This window comes from Collinsella sp. LCP21S3_A3 (assembly GCF_052118905.1).
GTDB lineage: Bacteria > Actinomycetota > Coriobacteriia > Coriobacteriales > Coriobacteriaceae > Collinsella.
Genome location: NZ_JBQKGH010000006.1, coordinates 24,810 through 42,066 on the forward strand (window position 1 = coordinate 24,810; position 17,257 = coordinate 42,066).

Here is a 17,257-nt window from a genome sequence, read left to right on the forward strand (position 1 = left end):
GACATGCTAGGCCAGCACCCAGCTTGCAGTGGCAGACTTATCAAACATGTTGGCAAAATACAGCGCCTTCTTGATATCGCCATCAAAGTAGATATTGCCCGCCACGGAGCCACCGGCGGAAAGGGTACCAGACTGCAGCTCATCGGAGCCCTCGCTGTAGTAACCCTGATTCTGTTGGGCGCCGTTGGCGTCCTCGCCCTTCCAGTCGTAGATATTGTAATCTGCGCCCTCATCGCCATTGTTGACGTACGTGACGTGAATGCCCGTCATGGTCGAACCGTCATAATTTGTAAGGCCGGGCTGGACGGAATCGACAACGACGGAAAGACCGGCAGCCGTGGTCACCGTCGTGCCAACCGCCAGGTCAGTCGTAGGCTGCTCTTCCTTCTTCGCCTCTTCCTTCTTGTCGCCATCGCCAGCGTCCTCGGTGACGGTCGCCTTATCGCTACCACAACCGGCAAGAAGACCGGCAGTCCCCAAGGCGACGGTGGCGAATGCGCCAAGTGCAGCGCGACGGCTCAGCAGCACTTCGTTTTCGAGCTTTTTCATTATGCATCCTTCCTACGATCCGGCTACCGCGCCGGTACACAGCACATCGTAGAAGGCAGCGAGCTCAAATTCATTAGCTGGGAGCTAATGGGGGGGTTGTAAGCCAGATTGGTACTGGATTGAGAAGATGCCTGTTCAGATGGAGCGGTGATTGAGGCTGCAGCTTGATACCAAAGCGCCCTTGCCGCGCCTCTGGCCGACGTTAGCCGCACCCCTCTCACCTGCAAGATGCCCATGAGGGGGGGCTGCCCGTCGAAGATAGCGCGCGCATGGTGTTCGACGATTCCGTCGCCCCGCTATCGAATAAAAGGTATGGTCCTAAGATCACTCAGGCAATAAAGCAATAGCGCTGCGGTATATCTCCCCGTGCTTTAAGTCGGCATCAGCCATCTCAGGCAAGCGATTCAAATCACGGCACCCCTATGCCAGCTCGCGAAGCCTCCCGAGCGCCAGCCTGAACCACTCCAGATCGTCCTCATCAGGCACGCTATCGTACTTCCAGTGCGTTATATAGCGCCACCGAGAGAAGACGCCGCTGCCCAGAAGCCCAACGTCGTCTATGGTGTCTATGTCCTCTCGCAGTCCTTCGGCCGTACCGGAGCGCGGATATGCCCCGGCAAAGGCCTCGCCAAAGTCCATGTGCCAACCCAGGCCGAACATGTCATGGGCCAACGCGTGGAAGTCGCGGGTGGGACCGTCCAGCGAATCCTCGAAGCGCTTAACGAACCTGCACAGGTCATCACCGTAAGCCCCGCCGAACAAATAAGGCTCAATCACGTCCTTGCCGCGCAAGGCCTCTAACCACTCGGTCGGAATGCCCTCGTATCCGTACAGGATGCCGGCCAATCCACCGGCCACGCAAGCCGTGGTGTCGGTATCGTCGCCCAGGTTCACGGCGGTCAGTACGCAGTCGCGGTAGTTGTCGGTATGTTCTAGGCACCAGATGGCGGCGTGGTAAGTATCCCACACGTAGCCGCCGCTGGCACCAGCTCTGTCCTCACTCTCGCAGCCGGCGTGCCCGCTGTAAAGCACCTCGCGGGCATAGGCGATCATGTCCACGCAGGCCTGGCAGCAGTCGTCGGTAGCGTGGGTGATCGCGCTGACCTCCCTTATGTCGCAGTCGGAGCATTCCATAAACACCATAGGCAGGCAACGCATGAGCGAGCCGTTGCCCTTGCTGTATTCGCTTGTGAGCCCGCAACCCGTATCGAGCGCCTGCCTGGTGGCGTTGCCGTAGTCGAAGACGTTCCCGTCGGCGGTGTATGCGCCTTCGTTTATCCAATTGCGGAACTTGACGAGGATATCGTCGCAATTGATATCGCCGAGCTCGCGGTAGCTGTCGCACAGCGCGAGCGACATGGACGTGTCGTCGCTCCATGTGCCCGCAGGCTGGTTGTGCGTGCCGAGGCCCACCATGTCCGTGCAGGTAAAGCTGCCGCGCGGCCTGAACTCGTAGGGCACGCCGAGCGCATCGCCCACGGCCATGCCGTACACGCAGTCCCTCACCGTCCGTAACAAGCCCATGGCGCGCACCTAGTTCCAGTTCATGCCGAACTTGCGCGAGCAAAGCACGTCTTTCCAGTGACTCTCGCGCTCGCACACCTCGGCGGTGGTCATCTTGGTGTCGCACACCTCTAGAATGGAGTAGGTGAAGTTTTCCACGATGTACCCAGTTCCGTGCTCGGCCACGATGGCCTTGAACTCCTTGTTGCCGCCAGTCGGGTCCATGGGGTTGGCATAGGCGCTCCAGCGCTGCCAGATACCCAAGTCCGCGCCCGCGTCCTTCTTGCTGTCGCCCGAGGCCGAACCCACGTAGAGTTTCCCCGTCGCGGTGTCGGTGATGCAGTAGACGCCCTTCACGTTGTCCAGCGCCCAGTACCAGTCGGAGCCCACGCTGGCGATAACGGCCTGCAAGGTCTTGTGGTCGATACACACGTACTTGTAGCCAGGAAAAGGGGCAACGTTGCCCAGGCTCATCGAGTACTCGTACACTACGGGCTCGAAGTCGTGCATCGTGTTCTCGTAGAACTTGTTGTAGATGTCGCGCCCGATAGGCTTCTTCAACTTGATGATGAGGCGCTTGATGTAGGCCTCGTAGTCGGGAAGAAGCGTCAACTTGTAGCCCACGCCGCCCAGCACCTCGGGTACTGCCTTCTCCACTTTGTGCATGCCACCGAAGATGAAGTACTCGGGCCCGTAGGTGTAGTACTGTGCGAACGAGAGCAGGTAATCCGCATGGTTGAGGTTGTTATTCGCTTGTCCCGTCGCGCTCCTCCACGCGTTCATCTCGTACCATCGCGAGCCGCTATCGGTCTTCTCGGGGGTCGAGGTGTCCTTCAACAGCATGTCGTACGCGCGCACGTTCACGTCGCCAGCATTCATGTTGAATTTGATCTTTGTCTTCTCTGGGTGCGCCACCGGCATCAAATCCCTGAGCGTTATAACGGCATTTCCCATGTTAATTCCGCCGTTTCAGTTTGAAAAGCCTGTAGATCGAATCATACCACTCGCTTTCCAGACGAAAATTAGCGCTCGGCTAACCGCTCTGCTGTTGTCGTTTCTTATGGCGAAGAAGAGCACGAAGCCGATAAGCCCCGCGCCCGTGTTTATGCCTTGTTTGGCGATTGTTCGTGATGTGCCCGCACAGCTATTTTTGGTGAATAATCCGAAAGTAAGGAAGATAAGCGCGAATCATCCACGCCACCATCCGTCTCGCCCGCACTCGGGCAATACGCAATGCCCGCTCCTGATCGGCCGTCCCTAGCGCCGGCGCGAACTCTTAGATGGCGTCTTTTGCGCTCATCACCTTGCGGAAGACGGTCGCGTCCTGCTTGCCGATGGGAATCGCGATCTTCTTGCCGCCCGCGCGTCGCACTCCGTCTTGAACAACATGTCCCATCCGCCCCCTCGCCTCATCCTCAAAAGGCTCGTCGAAGCCTAGCCCACCGTGACGGATTCCCCGGTAAAGGTGCTAACGAGCAGCAAAACAAAGAACACAAGGTAGCTGATGCTCAACAGGTAGGCGGTAACCAAAAAGACAATCCATCCCACATCGGTCTTGCCGTCGGCATGGCGTTGCTCGCGATTGCGGCAGAGCCAAATCGTCACGCCAATGGCCACGATCAGCAACACGAGTGCCGCTGCAGCCAACCCGGCAAGCGCAAACATAACGCCAATGCTCACAGCAATAACCGGAAGCAACAACAAGCCGCATCCACACCCACCGGGACTATAAACGGCAGACTGTCGGCGTCGCCCCATCGTCACTCCAACCTCAACATCTTTGAACACTACAATGCGATAGCCTGCTGAACAGGAACGATCTTATCCAGTTCCGGCTCGATGCGCCTCTTTTCCGCCTCGAGGTCAAACGCTATCTGGGCGCGCAGCCAATAACCATCCGTTAGGCCAAAGTAGCGGCAAAGGCGAAGATCGGTGTCAGCCGTAACACGACGCCTCCCCAAAATAATCTGCCCAATACGCTGTGCCGGAATCCCGGTCTCCTTAGCAAGACGATATTGAGAAATGCCCATAGGAACAAGAAATTCCTCTTTGAGAAGTTCACCAGGAGTCACCGGTGACAGCAAATCGGGCGCGGTCTCATCACTTGTGATAATCGACGATTTCGACATTCCAAGCCATCCCCTGTCTCCACTCAAAGCAGACCCGATAGCGCTCATTAACACGGATACTATATTGGCCGGCGCGATCGCCCTTCAACGCTTCAAGACGATTGCCCGGAGGAACGCGAAGGTCATCAAGTGAAGCACAAACCTGCAGTTGACGAATCTTCCTCAATGCGACCCGCTCAAAGGGCACGAACCTCCTGACCCGCACACCCATTGCAAAACGTTCGGTATCCTCATCTTTGTACGATGCAATCATAGTATCGCCTTACGTTAATAACGTCAAACGTTTCTACAGACATACATCTCTATTATACCGTACATTTGTTCGTATTTTCTAGAACATGTGCCCGCGCCGATTAACCAAGCAAAAGCAATCGTTTGTAGACATCGAGGCCCTTGAGCAGAATTTCCTCGTCAAAGAGCATGGTATCGGTGTGAAGGGCGCTCATCGCATAAGCTGGGCAGCCATCCGAATCGCTCGGGTTTTCTTGACCCTCCGGCACACCCGTGCCCAGCAAGAAGAACACGCCCGGCAGATGCCGCTGATAGAACGCAAAGTCCTCGGCAATTAACAGCGGTTCCTCCACAAGCTGCAGGCCGGGCAAGGCAGGCGCGACGCTGGCAAACAACTCGGGGTCGTTGTCGACCGGCGGATAGCCCTCGGCAAAGTCGAGATCGTACGTGCAGCCCGTTGCAGCGCATGCCTCATCAAGCACGCGGCGCACGCCCTCGCGCGCTCGGTCGAACATGCCGTCCGTAAACACACGCAGGCTTCCGGCCACATGGGCCTCCCCCGCCACCGCGTTGCAAACCGTACCGGCCTGCAGCAGACCAAACTTGCCGATACAGGGCTCGTCGCCGCCCAGCTCGTCCATCAGCTCGCGCTCGGCAACCAAAAACTTCGCTGCCGCCAACGCGGCATCGTGCGACTCCTCGACCGGCACGCCATAGGTCTTAGCAATATGGATGCTCGTACCGTGAATATAGATATGCGTCTCGCTCGAACGCGCCAGCAGCGGACCGGAACAGCTCGCCAACGTGCCGGCAGGCAGATCGGGCCACACATGGAAGCCAAAAATGCGGTCGGCCCCATAACGCTCGAACACGCCGCTCTCGCATACCGTCTTGGCACCACCGGTCGTTTCCTCGGCCGGCTGGAACACAAAGAGCACGTTGCGCCTCATGGCGCCCGGCTGCTCGCGAATCGTACGGTCGACATACGTCGCGGCGGCAAGTGCCATGGCCATGTGACCGTCATGTCCGCAAGCGTGCATCTTGCCGGGATGGGTCGAGGCAAAGGCCGCCCCTGTCGCCTCCTCAATGGGCAGCGCATCCATATCGGCGCGAATCGCCGTGGCATGCGCGGCATCAACGCCGGCGTCGAAGAAAGCGCAGACGCAGCTGGGGCACGGATGGGTCACTTCGCAGGTGAGCGGTGCCAGCACGCCCTCGATATAGGCAATGGTTTGCGGAAGATCGAAATCGAGCTCCGGAATGCGATGGAGATCGCGCCGATAGCGACGGAGTTCTTGGAGCTCGGTCATAGAGGATCCCTTCGTGAGGCACATCTGTTGCAACTTATTGTGATACAGGATTGTGGCGCACATGTTTCCAGCATATCCCTGCATTTTTTAAACGTTATATACGAATACTCTTGTTTGGTAAAGTGCAACGTGATAGGGTCTTTACCACTTGATAGAGGCGCGGGCACGAAGAGCCGCGGGCGAGCCGGCAGGCTTTGACCCCGCGGGGAGGCGAAACCCGCCGAACTGGGTTTTTCGGGCACGAACAACCTGGTGGGCCTGTGGGAAACACCCACAGGACTGTCTGCAGCAATGCGGGAGCGCTATCCGGACATTGGGTCCACGCTATGCGGATTCGATGCGCAGATGGCGCCGTCTGGATAGCGAGGTTTACGGGACATGGCATTGACCCCCAACGAGGCATATGCGGCCAAGCAGCCGTTTGTGGACAAGGAGACGCTCGAGCATATCGTCGAGCAGTTCCCCACGCCATTTCATCTATACGACGAGGCGGGCATCCGCCGCAACATGCAAGAGGTGCGCGACGCCTTTGCGTGGAACCCGGGCTTTAAGGAATACTTTGCCGTCAAGGCCAACCCCAACCCGGCACTCATCTCCATTCTCAACGAATACGGCTGCGGCTGCGATTGCTCGAGCTATACCGAGCTCATGATCGCCCGCTCGCTGGGTATCACGGGACACGACATCATGTTCTCGTCCAACGACACGCCGGCTGCGGACTTTGAGCTCGCCGACAAGCTGGGTGCCATCGTCAACTTTGACGACATCAGCCACATCGAGTTCTTTGAGCGCGTTGCGGGGCCCATCCCCAAGACGGTCAGCTGCCGCTTTAATCCGGGCGGCCTGTTCCAGCTCTCCAACGGCATCATGGACAACCCTGGCGACTCCAAATACGGCATGACCACCGAGCAACTCTTCGAGGCCTTCCGTATGCTCAAGACCAAGGGTGCCGAGGACTTTGGCATCCACGCCTTCCTTGCCAGCAACACCGTCACCAACGACTACTACCCCAAGCTCGCGCGCATCCTCTTTGAGCTTGCCGTGCGCCTGGAGCGCGAGACCGGCGCACACGTCGCCTTCATCAATCTATCCGGCGGCGTCGGCATCCCCTACCTGCCCGAGCAGCAGGCCAACGACATTCACGCCATCGGCGAGGGAGTGCACGCGGCATACGACGAGATCCTGGTCCCCGCAGGCATGGGCGATGTGGCAATCTACACCGAGATGGGCCGCTTTATGATGGGCCCCTACGGCTGCCTGGTCACCAAGGCTATCCACGAGAAGCAGATCTACAAGGACTATATCGGTGTCGATGCAAGCGCCGTCGATTTGATCCGCCCCGCCATGTATGGTGCCTACCACCACATTACGGTGATGGGTCAGCCGGGCGGCGCCGACAAGGGCACAGCGCCCGTCACGAACACCTATGACATCACGGGCAATCTGTGCGAGAACAACGACAAGTTCGCCATCGATCGCGAGCTACCGCATATCGACATGGGCGACCTGCTTGTAATCCACGATACCGGTGCGCATGGCTACTCCATGGGCTACAACTACAACGGACGGCTGCGCTCCGCCGAGGTCCTGCTGCGCCCCGATGGCGCGGCCGACCTCATCCGCCGCGCCGAACGCCCGGGCGATTACTTTGCCACGCTCGACGTGCTGCCGTGCGGCCGAGAACTGTTGGCCAAGTCGCGCGCCGAAAGTGCCCGCCACCGCGCCCAAGACGAGCGCCTGGCAGTCGCCGCCCAATGGAACAAGCGCATCCAGATCGCCGAAGCGAAGGAGAAGAACATGGACATCCGCAATCTCGAGGGCTCAATCGTCGCCCTGGTTACGCCGTTTAAAAAGGACGGCAGTGTCGACTTTGATGCGCTCGAGCGCCTTATCGATTTCCACCTGCAAAATGGCACCGACGCCATCCTCGCCCTGGGCACCACCGGCGAGAGCGCCACGATGACCGACGACGAGGACAACTCCGTTGTCGCCGCGGTGGTCAAGCAAGTTGCAGGACGCGTTCCCGTCATCGCCGGCTCGGGCTCCAACTCCACGCAGACCATGCTCACCAAGTCGCTCACTTACCAGGGCTTGGGAGCCGACGGCCTGCTGCTCATTACCCCCTACTACAACAAATCCAACGAAGAGGGTATCTACCAGCACTTTAAGACCGTCGCCGATGCCGTAGACATCCCCTGCATCCTGTACAACATCCCCGGCCGCTGTGGCTGCGGCATCAGCGAGCGCAACGTGGAGCGCTTGGCCGCGCACCCCAACATCATGGGTATTAAGGAAGCCTCGGGCAACGTCGCCTACGCTGCCAAGATCGCCCACCTGCTGTCCGACGACTTCCGCATGTACTCGGGCGAGGACGCGCTCACCGTGCCGCTCATGAGCCTGGGTGCTTCGGGCACCATTAGCGTGTGGGCCGACGTGCAGCCGCAGCTCGTACATGACATGTGCCGCGCCTATCTGGACGGTGACGTGGCACGTGCCCGCGATATCCAGATTGCCGGCCAGCCGCTCATCAATGCCCTCTTTAGCGAGGTCAACCCCATCCCCGTCAAGGAAGCGCTCGCCCAGATGGGTATGATCGAGGCAAACTACCGCATGCCGCTGTGCCCCATGGCAGACGACACGCGCTCCGCACTTACCGATGCTCTGAAGGGAGCTGGTCTGCTTGATTAAGACCGTCATTATGGGAACGGGCCGCATGGGCTCGCTCATCCGCACTACCGCCGAGGGTATTGCCGACGCCGCCGGAGAGCCCGTTTTTGACATCGTCGCCCAGATCGGCTTCGACTTGTCAGAGCTCGAGAGCGCCCCGGCAGCCGACGTCATCATCGACTTCTCGAACGTTGCGACCTTCGACACCGTCGTCGCCTATGTCGAGCGCACGGGCGCGGCGTTGGTCTCGGGCACCACAGGCTATACGCCCGAGCAGATGGATCGCCTGCGCGAGCTGGGTCAGTGCACCCGCGTCATGCACTCCGGCAATTACTCCATCGGTATCGCAGCCCTGCGTCATCTGGTGGCACAGGCCACGCGAGAGCTGCCCGGCTTTGACTGCGAAATCGTCGAGACGCACCACAACCAAAAGGTCGACGCCCCCAGCGGCACTGCCAAGTTGCTGCTCGACGCCGTCGTCGAAGCCGAGCCCGAGGCAGGCTACCACGCCGTCTATGGCCGCGAGGGCATGTGCGGAGCGCGCGACCCTAAGGAGATCGGCATGCACTCGCTGCGCGGCGGCACCGTCGCCGGCGTGCACAAGGTAAGTTTCTTTGGCCAGGACGAGGAGGTCACGCTCACGCATCGCGCCACGAGTCGTCAGATCTTTGTCAACGGCGCCTTGGCAGCCGCGCAGAAGCTCGTCACCCGCGAGCACGGCTTCTATACCTTCGACCAGGTCATGTTTGCCTAACCAGGTATCAACCGGATCCACCCAAAGGAGAGACCGCAAATGAGCAACGCAGCCGAAATGGATGCACAGGAGATTATCAACTATATCGCCACCGCGCCCAAGAAGACGCCCGTCAAGCTGTACGTGCGCGAAAAGCCGGGCATGAAGGTCCAGTGGGGCAATGCGCATGTCTATGGCGGCCGCCGTGGCAAGACCGTCTTTGGCGACTGGGATGAGCTCAAGGCAATCCTCGACGCCAACGCCGATTCCATCGACTACTACGATGTGGAGAACGACTGCCGCAACTCCGCCGTGCCCATGCTCGACCTCAAGGGCATCAACGCCCGCATCGAGCCGGGCGCAATCATCCGCGACCGCGTCGAGATCGGCGACCGTGCCGTCATCATGATGGGCGCCATCATCAACATCGGCGCCGTCATTGGCGAAGGCTCCATGATCGATATGGGCGCCGTGCTGGGCGGTCGCGCCACCGTGGGCAAGAACTGCCACATCGGCGCCGGCACCGTGCTGGCAGGCGTCGTGGAGCCCGCCAGCGCCACGCCTGTCATCATCGAGGACGACGTTATGATCGGTGCCAATGCTGTGGTCCTGGAAGGCGTGCGCGTGGGCAAGGGTGCTGTCGTTGCCGCCGGCGCCGTGTGCGTCGAGGACGTCCCCGCCGGCGCCGTCGTGGCCGGTGTCCCTGCCCGCGTCATCAAGATGCGCGACGAGAAGACTGACAGCAAGACCGGTCTCGAGGAAGGCCTGCGCCAGCTCTAATAGTTACGCGGTTTTACCAAACCGCGTAACTTGTCGACGCTCCAAACGACCCAGAGCGGCAATCTGACGTTCAATCGTCGGGCATGACCAGAAGGTCAATGCCCTCCTCTTTCACGTCACCTTGCTCGCTCTGGGTCGTTTTCGCTGACTTATGCTCAACCTGCAACGTGATTAAGCCCCAAGTAAAAAGGCCGAAGCCCTCGTCCGAGGCTTCGGCCTTCATCATCTCAGGGTTCCGTCGTATTCAACCATGGCGGGTTGCTTTGACAGGCGCCCTACGGCCGTCTTATAGACCTCGGAACGATCGCGCCGTCCTATTGCTACAATCTCGGCAATCTCAACCATTCCGTCCTCTCGGATTCGGAAAACCATTTTGAGTCCCGCATTCCGCCATTTAATCTTTTTGCAGCCGGCGAGCTCGCCGTGAAGCGGCGTTCCGATTTCATCAGCGCGCGTCTTTAATTTTATTCAAAAGTTAAAAGCCTTATCGATTCTCGATGCTACCGATGTTTTTGAGCTCGATGGAGATGAGGCCGTTAGGCTCATTGACAAACTCGATGTACTCGGAGTTCGAACCCATCTCGGCCGGGAAGCTGATCTCGATACCCGTGTCGGTACGAATCTTATGATTGCGTACGGCCGCGCGCTCGACTTGCTTGCGCTCCACGGGCACGCGCTCGGGAACCTTCTCCTCGGTCAGCGCCGCACGCACGCTCTCCTTGATGACCGGCTCGTCCTCAAAGACCTCATCGACGATATCCCAAGGCGGCAGCTCCTCGTCGTCTTCAACCTTCTCGGCAACGGCGGCTTTGACCTTGGCGAGCGCTACGGCCGTGTTGGCGCCGTGCTCTTCGGCGACCTCCTCGACCACGCGCGTCACCGTGTCGATGACCTCCTTACCCGAAACCCCCGTGTCGCACTGCAGCAGACCGTCGGGAATGAGCATGCGATCCTCGCCGGCAATCTTGCGCTTCTTATCCACGTAGCCGATCTCCATGGTGCTCGCGCGCACGATGGCATAGCTCGGCACCTTTTGCGAGGGGTTTGGCAAAATGGCGTAGTGGCGCGCGATGTCGTTACGAACCTCGCCCTCTTCGCGACCCACCTCGTGCATGAATGCCTGCTTGGAGCCCAGCAGCATCACAGCAAACCAGCGGGCATCTTCATCATCGTCAAAGTCCGCCACAAGCACGTCAGTGGACTCGGCTTTCTCGGCCTTGGTGAGTTCGGAAGAGATGAACTCCGCAATCTGCTGAGACAAGTCCACGAACTCACGCTCGCCAAAGAAATAGCCCTTGAGCTCGCCGCCAAACGCAGAGTTCTCCGCAAACGTGGCGCGCTTATTGTCGGCCGAGGTACGTGCGCGGCGCAGATGCGTGGTCACAAAGCTGCGCACGGTACGGCTTTCGATATCCAGCTCGCGCTGGCTCATGACGTTGACGGCAGAGTCAAAGTCCAGGATATGCAGAATCGCGTGATTGATTTTCATATACGGCATTCCGTTCTAGATCGCTTTTGGCACGAACCAGTATAGCGGTCGAGTCCGCCCCAGGCGCATCGAAGATTGGTGCAAACAAGCCTGTCCCCTTTGCATAAAAAAGCGCCCGGGTCACATGGGCCCGGACGCCTTCATTGTAGCTTTTCGCTCTAGCGAGCTTGATTTAGCAGGAAAAGTCGACGCTGTCGATAATGTCCTTGAGGGCCTTTGCGGAGGCGGTGAGCTCATGCTGCTCGTCATCGTTCAGCGGCACGGGGACGCGGCAGACAACGCCGTCGCGGCCAACGACGGTCGGCATGGAGATGGCAAGATCGGACAGACCATACTCGCCCACCATGAGCGAGGAGACGGGCAGAACGGTCTGCTCGTCACGCATGACGGCAGTGCAGATGCGCTTTACCGCCATAGCGACACCGTAGTAGGTGGCGTGCTTCTTCTCGATGATGGTGTAGGCGGAGTTCTTGACGTCCTCGGCAATGCGCTTCTCGGCAGCCTCATGCTCCAGGTGGCCGTGAAGCTCGCAGAAGGTGTTCAGCGGCACGCCGGCAACCTGAGCGCTGGACCAGGCGACAAACTCGGAGTCACCATGCTCGCCCATGACGTAGGCCTGGACATCGCGCGGGTCAACCTCGACGTGGGCGCCGAGCATTTGCTGTAGACGGCCGGTGTCGAGCACGGTGCCGGAGCCGATGACATGGCCCTCGGGCAGACCGGACATCTTGATGGCGGCGTAGGTCAGAACGTCGACCGGGTTGGAGACGATGAGCAGAATGCCGTCGAAGCCAGACTTCTTAATCTCGGGAATAATGGACTTAAAGATGCTGACGTTCTTGTTGACCAGGTCCAGGCGGGTCTCACCGGGCTTCTGAGCAGCGCCAGCGGTGACGACGATCATGGCGGCGTCGGCGACATCAGAATAATCGCCGGCGTAGATCTTCATCGGCTCGGCAAACGTCATGCCGTGCGCAATATCCAGGGCCTCGCCCTCGGCGCGGTTCTTGTCCACGTCGATGAGAACCATCTCGGAGAACAGACCACTCTGCATCAGCGCGAACGCCGAAGACGAACCAACGAAACCGCAGCCGACAATAGCGACCTTCTTCTCGTTAACCATTAGAAACTCCCATCTCTCTCCACAAACAAGCCGCCCGGGAACGACCCGAGCGGCTTGCCGTAATCCCAATACATCCAATCGGGACTTTGATTATGCTCCTATACGCAGCCAAAAATCGACCGTTTACCGAAATTGTTTGCAGGATTCGTAAAATAACTGCACGAAATCGGTTTCGAGCTATTGACGAGCCCAAATAGTCTTCTAATACAGGCCCGCCTCGCGGATGGCCTCGACAGCCAAAGCGATCTGATCGGGCGGCAGGACCAGCGCCATGCGCACGTGCCCCTCGCCCGAAGGGCCAAAGCTCGCGCCCGGCGTCACCACAACGCCGGCCTTCTCCATAAGCTCCTCGCAAAACGCCATGGAATCGGTGCGACCACCGGGAAGCTTGGCCCACACAAACATAGAGCCATGCGCGTTGGGACGCTCCCAGCCCAGGCCCTCAAGACCGTCGCACAGGGCATCGCGGCGCTCCTGGTACTTCAGACGTTGCGCCTCGACCTCATCGCGCGGACCATTGAGGCAGGCGATGGCGGCCTTCTGAATCGGGAAGAACATGCCAAAGTCAATCTGGCTGCGCAGCTTGGCAAAGGCAGAGACCACATCCTCACGGCCGACCAAAAAGCCGATGCGCGCACCGGTGACGTTAAACGACTTGGAAAGCGAGAAGAATTCCACGCCCACCTCGAGCGCGCCGGGATACTGCAAGAAACTGCCGCCGGGCTCGCCGTCAAACACGATGTCGGAGTACGCGTTGTCATGGACGATCAGCAAGTCGTGCTCGCGGGCGAAGGCGATAATCTCCTCGTAGACCTCGGGCGTGCCCACCGAGCCCACCGGGTTGGCGGGCAACGACACGATCATGTACTTGGCACGATCGGCCACCTCGGGATCGATGCCCGCCACATAGGGCAGGTAATTGTGCTCCGCCACCAGCGGATAGTACTCGAGCTTGGCATCGGCGATCTTGGCGCCCGCCTCAAAGACCGGATAGCACGGATCGGGAACCAGAATGGTGTCACCCGGATCGAGCAGGGCCAGGCCCAAATGACCCACGCCCTCCTGCGTGCCATTGCACGACTGCACCATGGACGGCGTAATGCCCGAAACGCCAAAGCGACGCTCATAGTAATCGCACACGGCCTGCTTAAGCTCGGGCAGGTCGCGCAGGGAATACTTCCACATCTCGGGATTTTGGGCAGCCTGCGTGAGCGCCTCGACCACGTGGTCGTACGGCTTAAAGTCGGGCGTGCCCACGCTCATGTTGTAAATGGTCTTGCCCTGAGCCTTCAGCGCAAGAAGTTTGTTGTTGAGCGAGGCGAAGACCTCCGCGCCAAAGCGGTCGAGACGCTGCGATGCCTGCATGGTGCCACCTTTCGATATAAAAAATGCGGCGCTCCGACAAGAGCGCCGCGCGATACGGGCCATCAGATTGCAAAAGTGTAACGCTTGCAACCCCCGTATTGGTTCAATTTAGCCAACCTTAGTCAATTGGATTGAGCGCGTCGATCCGCGCAAGCCACAGACGCGAGCTGGCGTCACTCGGCATACGCCAATCGCCGCGCGGGCTGAGCGTCACCGAGCCCACCTTGGGACCATCGGGCAGACAGCTGCGCTTAAACTGCTGGGCAAAGAAGCGACGATAGAACGTACGCAACCACGTGTGGACGGTCTTGGCGTCATAGACACCCTCAAAGCTCTTGAGCGCCATACGGTAGATCTTGCCCGGCTCAAAGCCAAAACGCAGCAGGTAATAGAGGAAGTAATCGTGCAGCTCGTACGGGCCCACCAAATCCTCGGTCTTCTGCGCAATCTCACCGTCGCCCGTGGGCGGCAGAAGCTCGGGGGACACCGGCGTATCGAGGATATCGAGCAAGACCTCGGCAATACGCCCACCAAAGACATCAGCGGCATAACGTACCAGATGGCGCACAAGCGTCTTGGGCACGCTCGCGTTGACGGCGTACATGCTCATGTGGTCGCCGTTATAGGTAGCCCAGCCAAGCGCCAGCTCCGACAGGTCGCCCGTGCCGATAACAAAACCGCCAGCCTGGTTGGCCAGATCCATCAGAATCTGCGTACGCTCGCGGGCCTGGCTGTTCTCGTAGGTCACGTCTTGGACGGCCGGATCGTGCTCAATGTCCTTGAAGTGCTGCTCCACGGCCGTGTGGATCGAAACCTCGCGGAAGCTCACGCCCAGGTCGCGAGCGAGCGACTCGGCATTGGACTTGGTGCGACGCGTCGTGCCAAAGCCGGGCATGGACACGGCTGTGATACCCGTGCGCGGCAGTCCCAGTGCATCGAAGGCACGCACGGTCACAAGCAGTGCCAGCGTGGAATCCAGGCCGCCCGAAAGACCGATGACTGCAGCCTTGGTACCCGTATGGGCAAGGCGAGTCTTGAGGCCGGCAGTCTGCAGATTGAGGATCGTCTCGCAGCGCCCGGCCAGGTCACCATGGTCGGCCGGCACAAAGGGCGCGCGGGGGAAGACACGGTCAATGTCGAGCGCATCGCGCAGGACAGGTTCTTCGGCCAGCACGCCCTCAAACGAAAACTCAACGGTCGTGGCCTCCGGCGCATCGTCTGCGCGCGTCCACGTGGTCGAACGACGACGCTCGGCAACCAGACGGTCGAGGTCAACGTCGGCCACCGCCATATCGCAGGTGAGGAGCTTCGTGGCGGCGAGCTTCGAACCGTTTTCGTAGACGAGGTTCTCGCCTGCAAAGACCATGTCGGTCGTGGACTCGCCCTCGCTCGCGTCCGCGTAGGCATAGGCGCAGTACAGGCGCGCGCTTTGGTTAGAGATAAGGCTGCGGCGGTAATCTGCCTTACCGATAATCTCGTCCGAGGCCGACGGATTGAGGATCACCGTCGCACCGGCAAGCGCCATCTCGGTCGAAGGGGGCGCCGGCACCCACAGGTCCTCGCAGACCTCAATACCGAGTACCAAATCCTCGGCGCCCTCATCACAGCAGCGGTAGACAAGCCCCGAACCCAGCGGAACCGGACCCTGACCGGCAAACTCAACCCACACGGGATCGGCGGGCGCCGGAGCAAACCAACGGCGCTCATAGAACTCGCCATAGTTGGGCAGATACTTCTTGGCCGTGAGGCCCAAAAGCTCGCCCGCGCAGCACACGGCGGCACAGTTGTAGATATTCTCGGCCACCGCAACGGGAAGACCGATGGTAAAGACAATCGGCAGCTCGCGGGTTTCATCGAGAATATGTGCCAGTGCGGTCTCGCAGGTATGCAGTAATGTGCGGTTATGGAACAGATCAGCCGCGGTATAGCCAGTCAGATTAAGCTCGGGCAGCACCAGAGCACGGACACCGCGCTCGACCGCCTCGCGAACAGCCGCCAGCGCAACCTCGGCATTGCCCTCGACATCGGCCACGCGAATCCGCGGCGAGGCCGCCGCCACACGCAAAAAGCCATCAGACTGAGAAAGGTGAAGATTCATAAGAATGCTCCCGTGCGTAGACGCCATTCACAACAATTAGCAAGCCCTATTGTAGTTCAACCGCCGGGTGTAACCGCATCCCACCAATTTGGTGAGCTATTGATGAGTTGATGGTATCTGTTAAATGTCACGTACGATTCACATCTGGTGGGTACCCTGATGGCTACACGAAACGAAGCAGATTTACACCGGGAGGGCCCCGTATGACAACCAAGTACACCGACGCGCCGCGCACGCGCGTCATGACACCGGCCGCACTCAACAACGGCGTTCACGAAAACCATTCCATCGGACAGACCATGGCCATCGCGCCCAAAAAGGGCCTGTTCGACGACATTTCCATTCCCCAAATCATCGCCGGCGCCGCAGCTGCCGCCACGAGCGTCGCACTTGCTTCCAAGATCGGCATCGCCGGATCGGTGATCGGTGCCGCCGTGAGCTCGGTCATCACCGTTGTGTCCTCGCAGGTCTACCGCCACTTTATCTCTGCCAGCGCCAACGCCCTCAAAGGTACGCACGCCGCCGTCGACTACCCTGCCGGCGCCTATGAGCCCGTTGAGTTTAATGCCGAGGAGCACCTGGGGGGCGCCGCGACTACGCAGGAGATGTGCCAGGTTGCGGGGCGCGCGACCACGGCGCGCGTCGCCCCCAACAGTCTGCGTGCCAAGGCGGCGGCAGAGCGCAGCCAGACGCAAAAGAAGGTCATCGTCTTCTCGATCGCCATCGCCATCGTCGCGGTCATCGCCTGCGCTGGCGCCATCCTTATCACCACCGCCGGTGAAGGTCTGGGCGAGCGTCCCGAGTCAATCCTTTCGTCGCGCACAACCGAGCACGATGCGGATGGCTCAGATCAATCGCAAAGCCAGCAGGACGACTCGCAGGACGCCTCCGCATCCACCGATTCGTCCTCGAACACCCTCGATCAGTCGCAGGGCGCCGATTCCTCTGTGAACAACAGCGGTACGCAATCCGGCACGACTGACTCAAGCCAAACGACCGACGGCTCTCAACCGAGCACGAGCGACCAGGCAAACGGCAATACATCGGGCACAAGCTCCACCGACAACAGCAACACCAACAGCTCGAACAGTTCGAACAGTTCGAGCGGATCCGCGTCCGGCACGCCATCTGACAGCTCGAGCCAAGGCACGGCATCGGGCAACTAAGCACGTTTGCCTCTCACAGATAACCGACCTGCATAACGGGCGCGAACCGGCAACGGTCGCGCCCGTTTGCCTTGGGCGCCGAGGTAGCAAGCCCCATGCGATGGTAAGATGCTT

Annotated in this window: 16 protein-coding genes and 1 riboswitch; of the genes, 4 read left to right on the top strand and 12 right to left on the bottom strand. The window is 59.7% G+C overall.

Features of this window, described 5'->3' with window-relative positions; genetic code table 11:
* Positions 1-6: 6 nt before the first annotated feature.
* From ACTQ0H_RS04520 to ACTQ0H_RS04550, 7 genes are all read right to left on the bottom strand, one after another.
* The gene (locus ACTQ0H_RS04520) at positions 7-549 is read right to left on the bottom strand and encodes a DUF4352 domain-containing protein (protein WP_154517316.1); all 543 of its coding nucleotides are present in this window, start codon (positions 547-549) and stop codon (positions 7-9) included.
* Positions 550-969: 420 nt separating this feature from the next.
* Entirely contained in the window at positions 970-2,073 is a 1,104-nt protein-coding gene (locus ACTQ0H_RS04525) for an ADP-ribosylglycohydrolase family protein (RefSeq protein WP_441547863.1), read from the bottom strand.
* A 9-nt stretch (positions 2,074-2,082) separates the two neighbouring features.
* Positions 2,083-3,006 (bottom strand): GIY-YIG nuclease family protein, encoded by a 924-nt coding sequence (locus ACTQ0H_RS04530; RefSeq protein WP_427727850.1) that lies wholly within the window; start codon positions 3,004-3,006, stop codon positions 2,083-2,085.
* A 480-nt stretch (positions 3,007-3,486) separates the two neighbouring features.
* On the bottom strand, positions 3,487-3,750 hold the full coding sequence (locus tag ACTQ0H_RS04535) for a hypothetical protein (protein WP_441547864.1): 264 nt from the start codon (positions 3,748-3,750) through the stop codon (positions 3,487-3,489).
* Between the two features lie 89 nt (positions 3,751-3,839).
* Positions 3,840-4,181, bottom strand: coding sequence for a HigA family addiction module antitoxin (locus ACTQ0H_RS04540; protein WP_427727846.1), 342 nt, complete (start codon positions 4,179-4,181; stop codon positions 3,840-3,842).
* On the bottom strand, positions 4,153-4,434 hold the full coding sequence (locus tag ACTQ0H_RS04545) for a type II toxin-antitoxin system RelE/ParE family toxin (RefSeq protein ID WP_427747940.1): 282 nt from the start codon (positions 4,432-4,434) through the stop codon (positions 4,153-4,155). Before ACTQ0H_RS04545 ends, ACTQ0H_RS04540 begins: the two co-directional genes overlap by 29 nt.
* Positions 4,435-4,534: 100 nt before the next feature.
* Positions 4,535-5,722: an N-acetyldiaminopimelate deacetylase gene (locus ACTQ0H_RS04550; protein WP_441547865.1), complete on the bottom strand. Its 1,188-nt coding sequence runs from the start codon at positions 5,720-5,722 to the stop codon at positions 4,535-4,537.
* A 144-nt stretch (positions 5,723-5,866) separates the two neighbouring features.
* A riboswitch (Lysine riboswitch) is annotated at positions 5,867-6,035 on the top strand.
* A gap of 65 nt (positions 6,036-6,100) precedes the next feature.
* Between ACTQ0H_RS04550 and dapA the strand changes: the two genes are divergently transcribed.
* The 3 genes from dapA to dapD are packed head-to-tail and all read left to right on the top strand — an operon-like array spanning position 6,101 to position 9,902.
* Positions 6,101-8,410, top strand: a complete 2,310-nt coding sequence (gene dapA, locus ACTQ0H_RS04555) for a 4-hydroxy-tetrahydrodipicolinate synthase (RefSeq protein WP_441040964.1) — start codon at positions 6,101-6,103, stop codon at positions 8,408-8,410.
* Positions 8,403-9,143: a 4-hydroxy-tetrahydrodipicolinate reductase gene (gene dapB, locus ACTQ0H_RS04560; RefSeq protein ID WP_441538089.1), complete on the top strand. Its 741-nt coding sequence runs from the start codon at positions 8,403-8,405 to the stop codon at positions 9,141-9,143. The genes dapA and dapB overlap by 8 nt, the downstream gene beginning before the upstream one ends.
* Positions 9,144-9,182: 39 nt before the next feature.
* Positions 9,183-9,902, top strand: a complete 720-nt coding sequence (dapD, locus tag ACTQ0H_RS04565) for a 2,3,4,5-tetrahydropyridine-2,6-dicarboxylate N-acetyltransferase (RefSeq protein WP_441538091.1) — start codon at positions 9,183-9,185, stop codon at positions 9,900-9,902.
* A gap of 70 nt (positions 9,903-9,972) precedes the next feature.
* Here dapD and ACTQ0H_RS04570 read toward each other — a convergent pair whose 3' ends face one another.
* The 5 genes from ACTQ0H_RS04570 to ACTQ0H_RS04590 all read right to left on the bottom strand — a co-directional run bounded on the left by ACTQ0H_RS04570 (position 9,973) and on the right by ACTQ0H_RS04590 (position 15,977).
* Complete coding sequence (locus ACTQ0H_RS04570; RefSeq protein WP_441068540.1) at positions 9,973-10,128, bottom strand: hypothetical protein; 156 nt, start codon at positions 10,126-10,128, stop codon at positions 9,973-9,975.
* A 258-nt stretch (positions 10,129-10,386) separates the two neighbouring features.
* On the bottom strand, positions 10,387-11,391 hold the full coding sequence (locus tag ACTQ0H_RS04575; protein WP_118377194.1) for a nucleoid-associated protein: 1,005 nt from the start codon (positions 11,389-11,391) through the stop codon (positions 10,387-10,389).
* Between the two features lie 172 nt (positions 11,392-11,563).
* The gene (locus tag ACTQ0H_RS04580; protein WP_089573042.1) at positions 11,564-12,514 is read right to left on the bottom strand and encodes an L-lactate dehydrogenase; all 951 of its coding nucleotides are present in this window, start codon (positions 12,512-12,514) and stop codon (positions 11,564-11,566) included.
* 201 nt (positions 12,515-12,715) lie between these two features.
* Positions 12,716-13,879 (bottom strand): pyridoxal phosphate-dependent aminotransferase, encoded by a 1,164-nt coding sequence (locus ACTQ0H_RS04585; protein ID WP_441015783.1) that lies wholly within the window; start codon positions 13,877-13,879, stop codon positions 12,716-12,718.
* A gap of 118 nt (positions 13,880-13,997) precedes the next feature.
* The gene (locus ACTQ0H_RS04590; protein ID WP_441538094.1) at positions 13,998-15,977 is read right to left on the bottom strand and encodes an NAD(+) synthase; all 1,980 of its coding nucleotides are present in this window, start codon (positions 15,975-15,977) and stop codon (positions 13,998-14,000) included.
* A 203-nt stretch (positions 15,978-16,180) separates the two neighbouring features.
* Between ACTQ0H_RS04590 and ACTQ0H_RS04595 the strand changes: the two genes are divergently transcribed.
* Entirely contained in the window at positions 16,181-17,143 is a 963-nt protein-coding gene (locus ACTQ0H_RS04595; RefSeq protein ID WP_441040975.1) for a hypothetical protein, read from the top strand.
* The last annotated feature ends 114 nt before the right edge of the window (positions 17,144-17,257 follow it).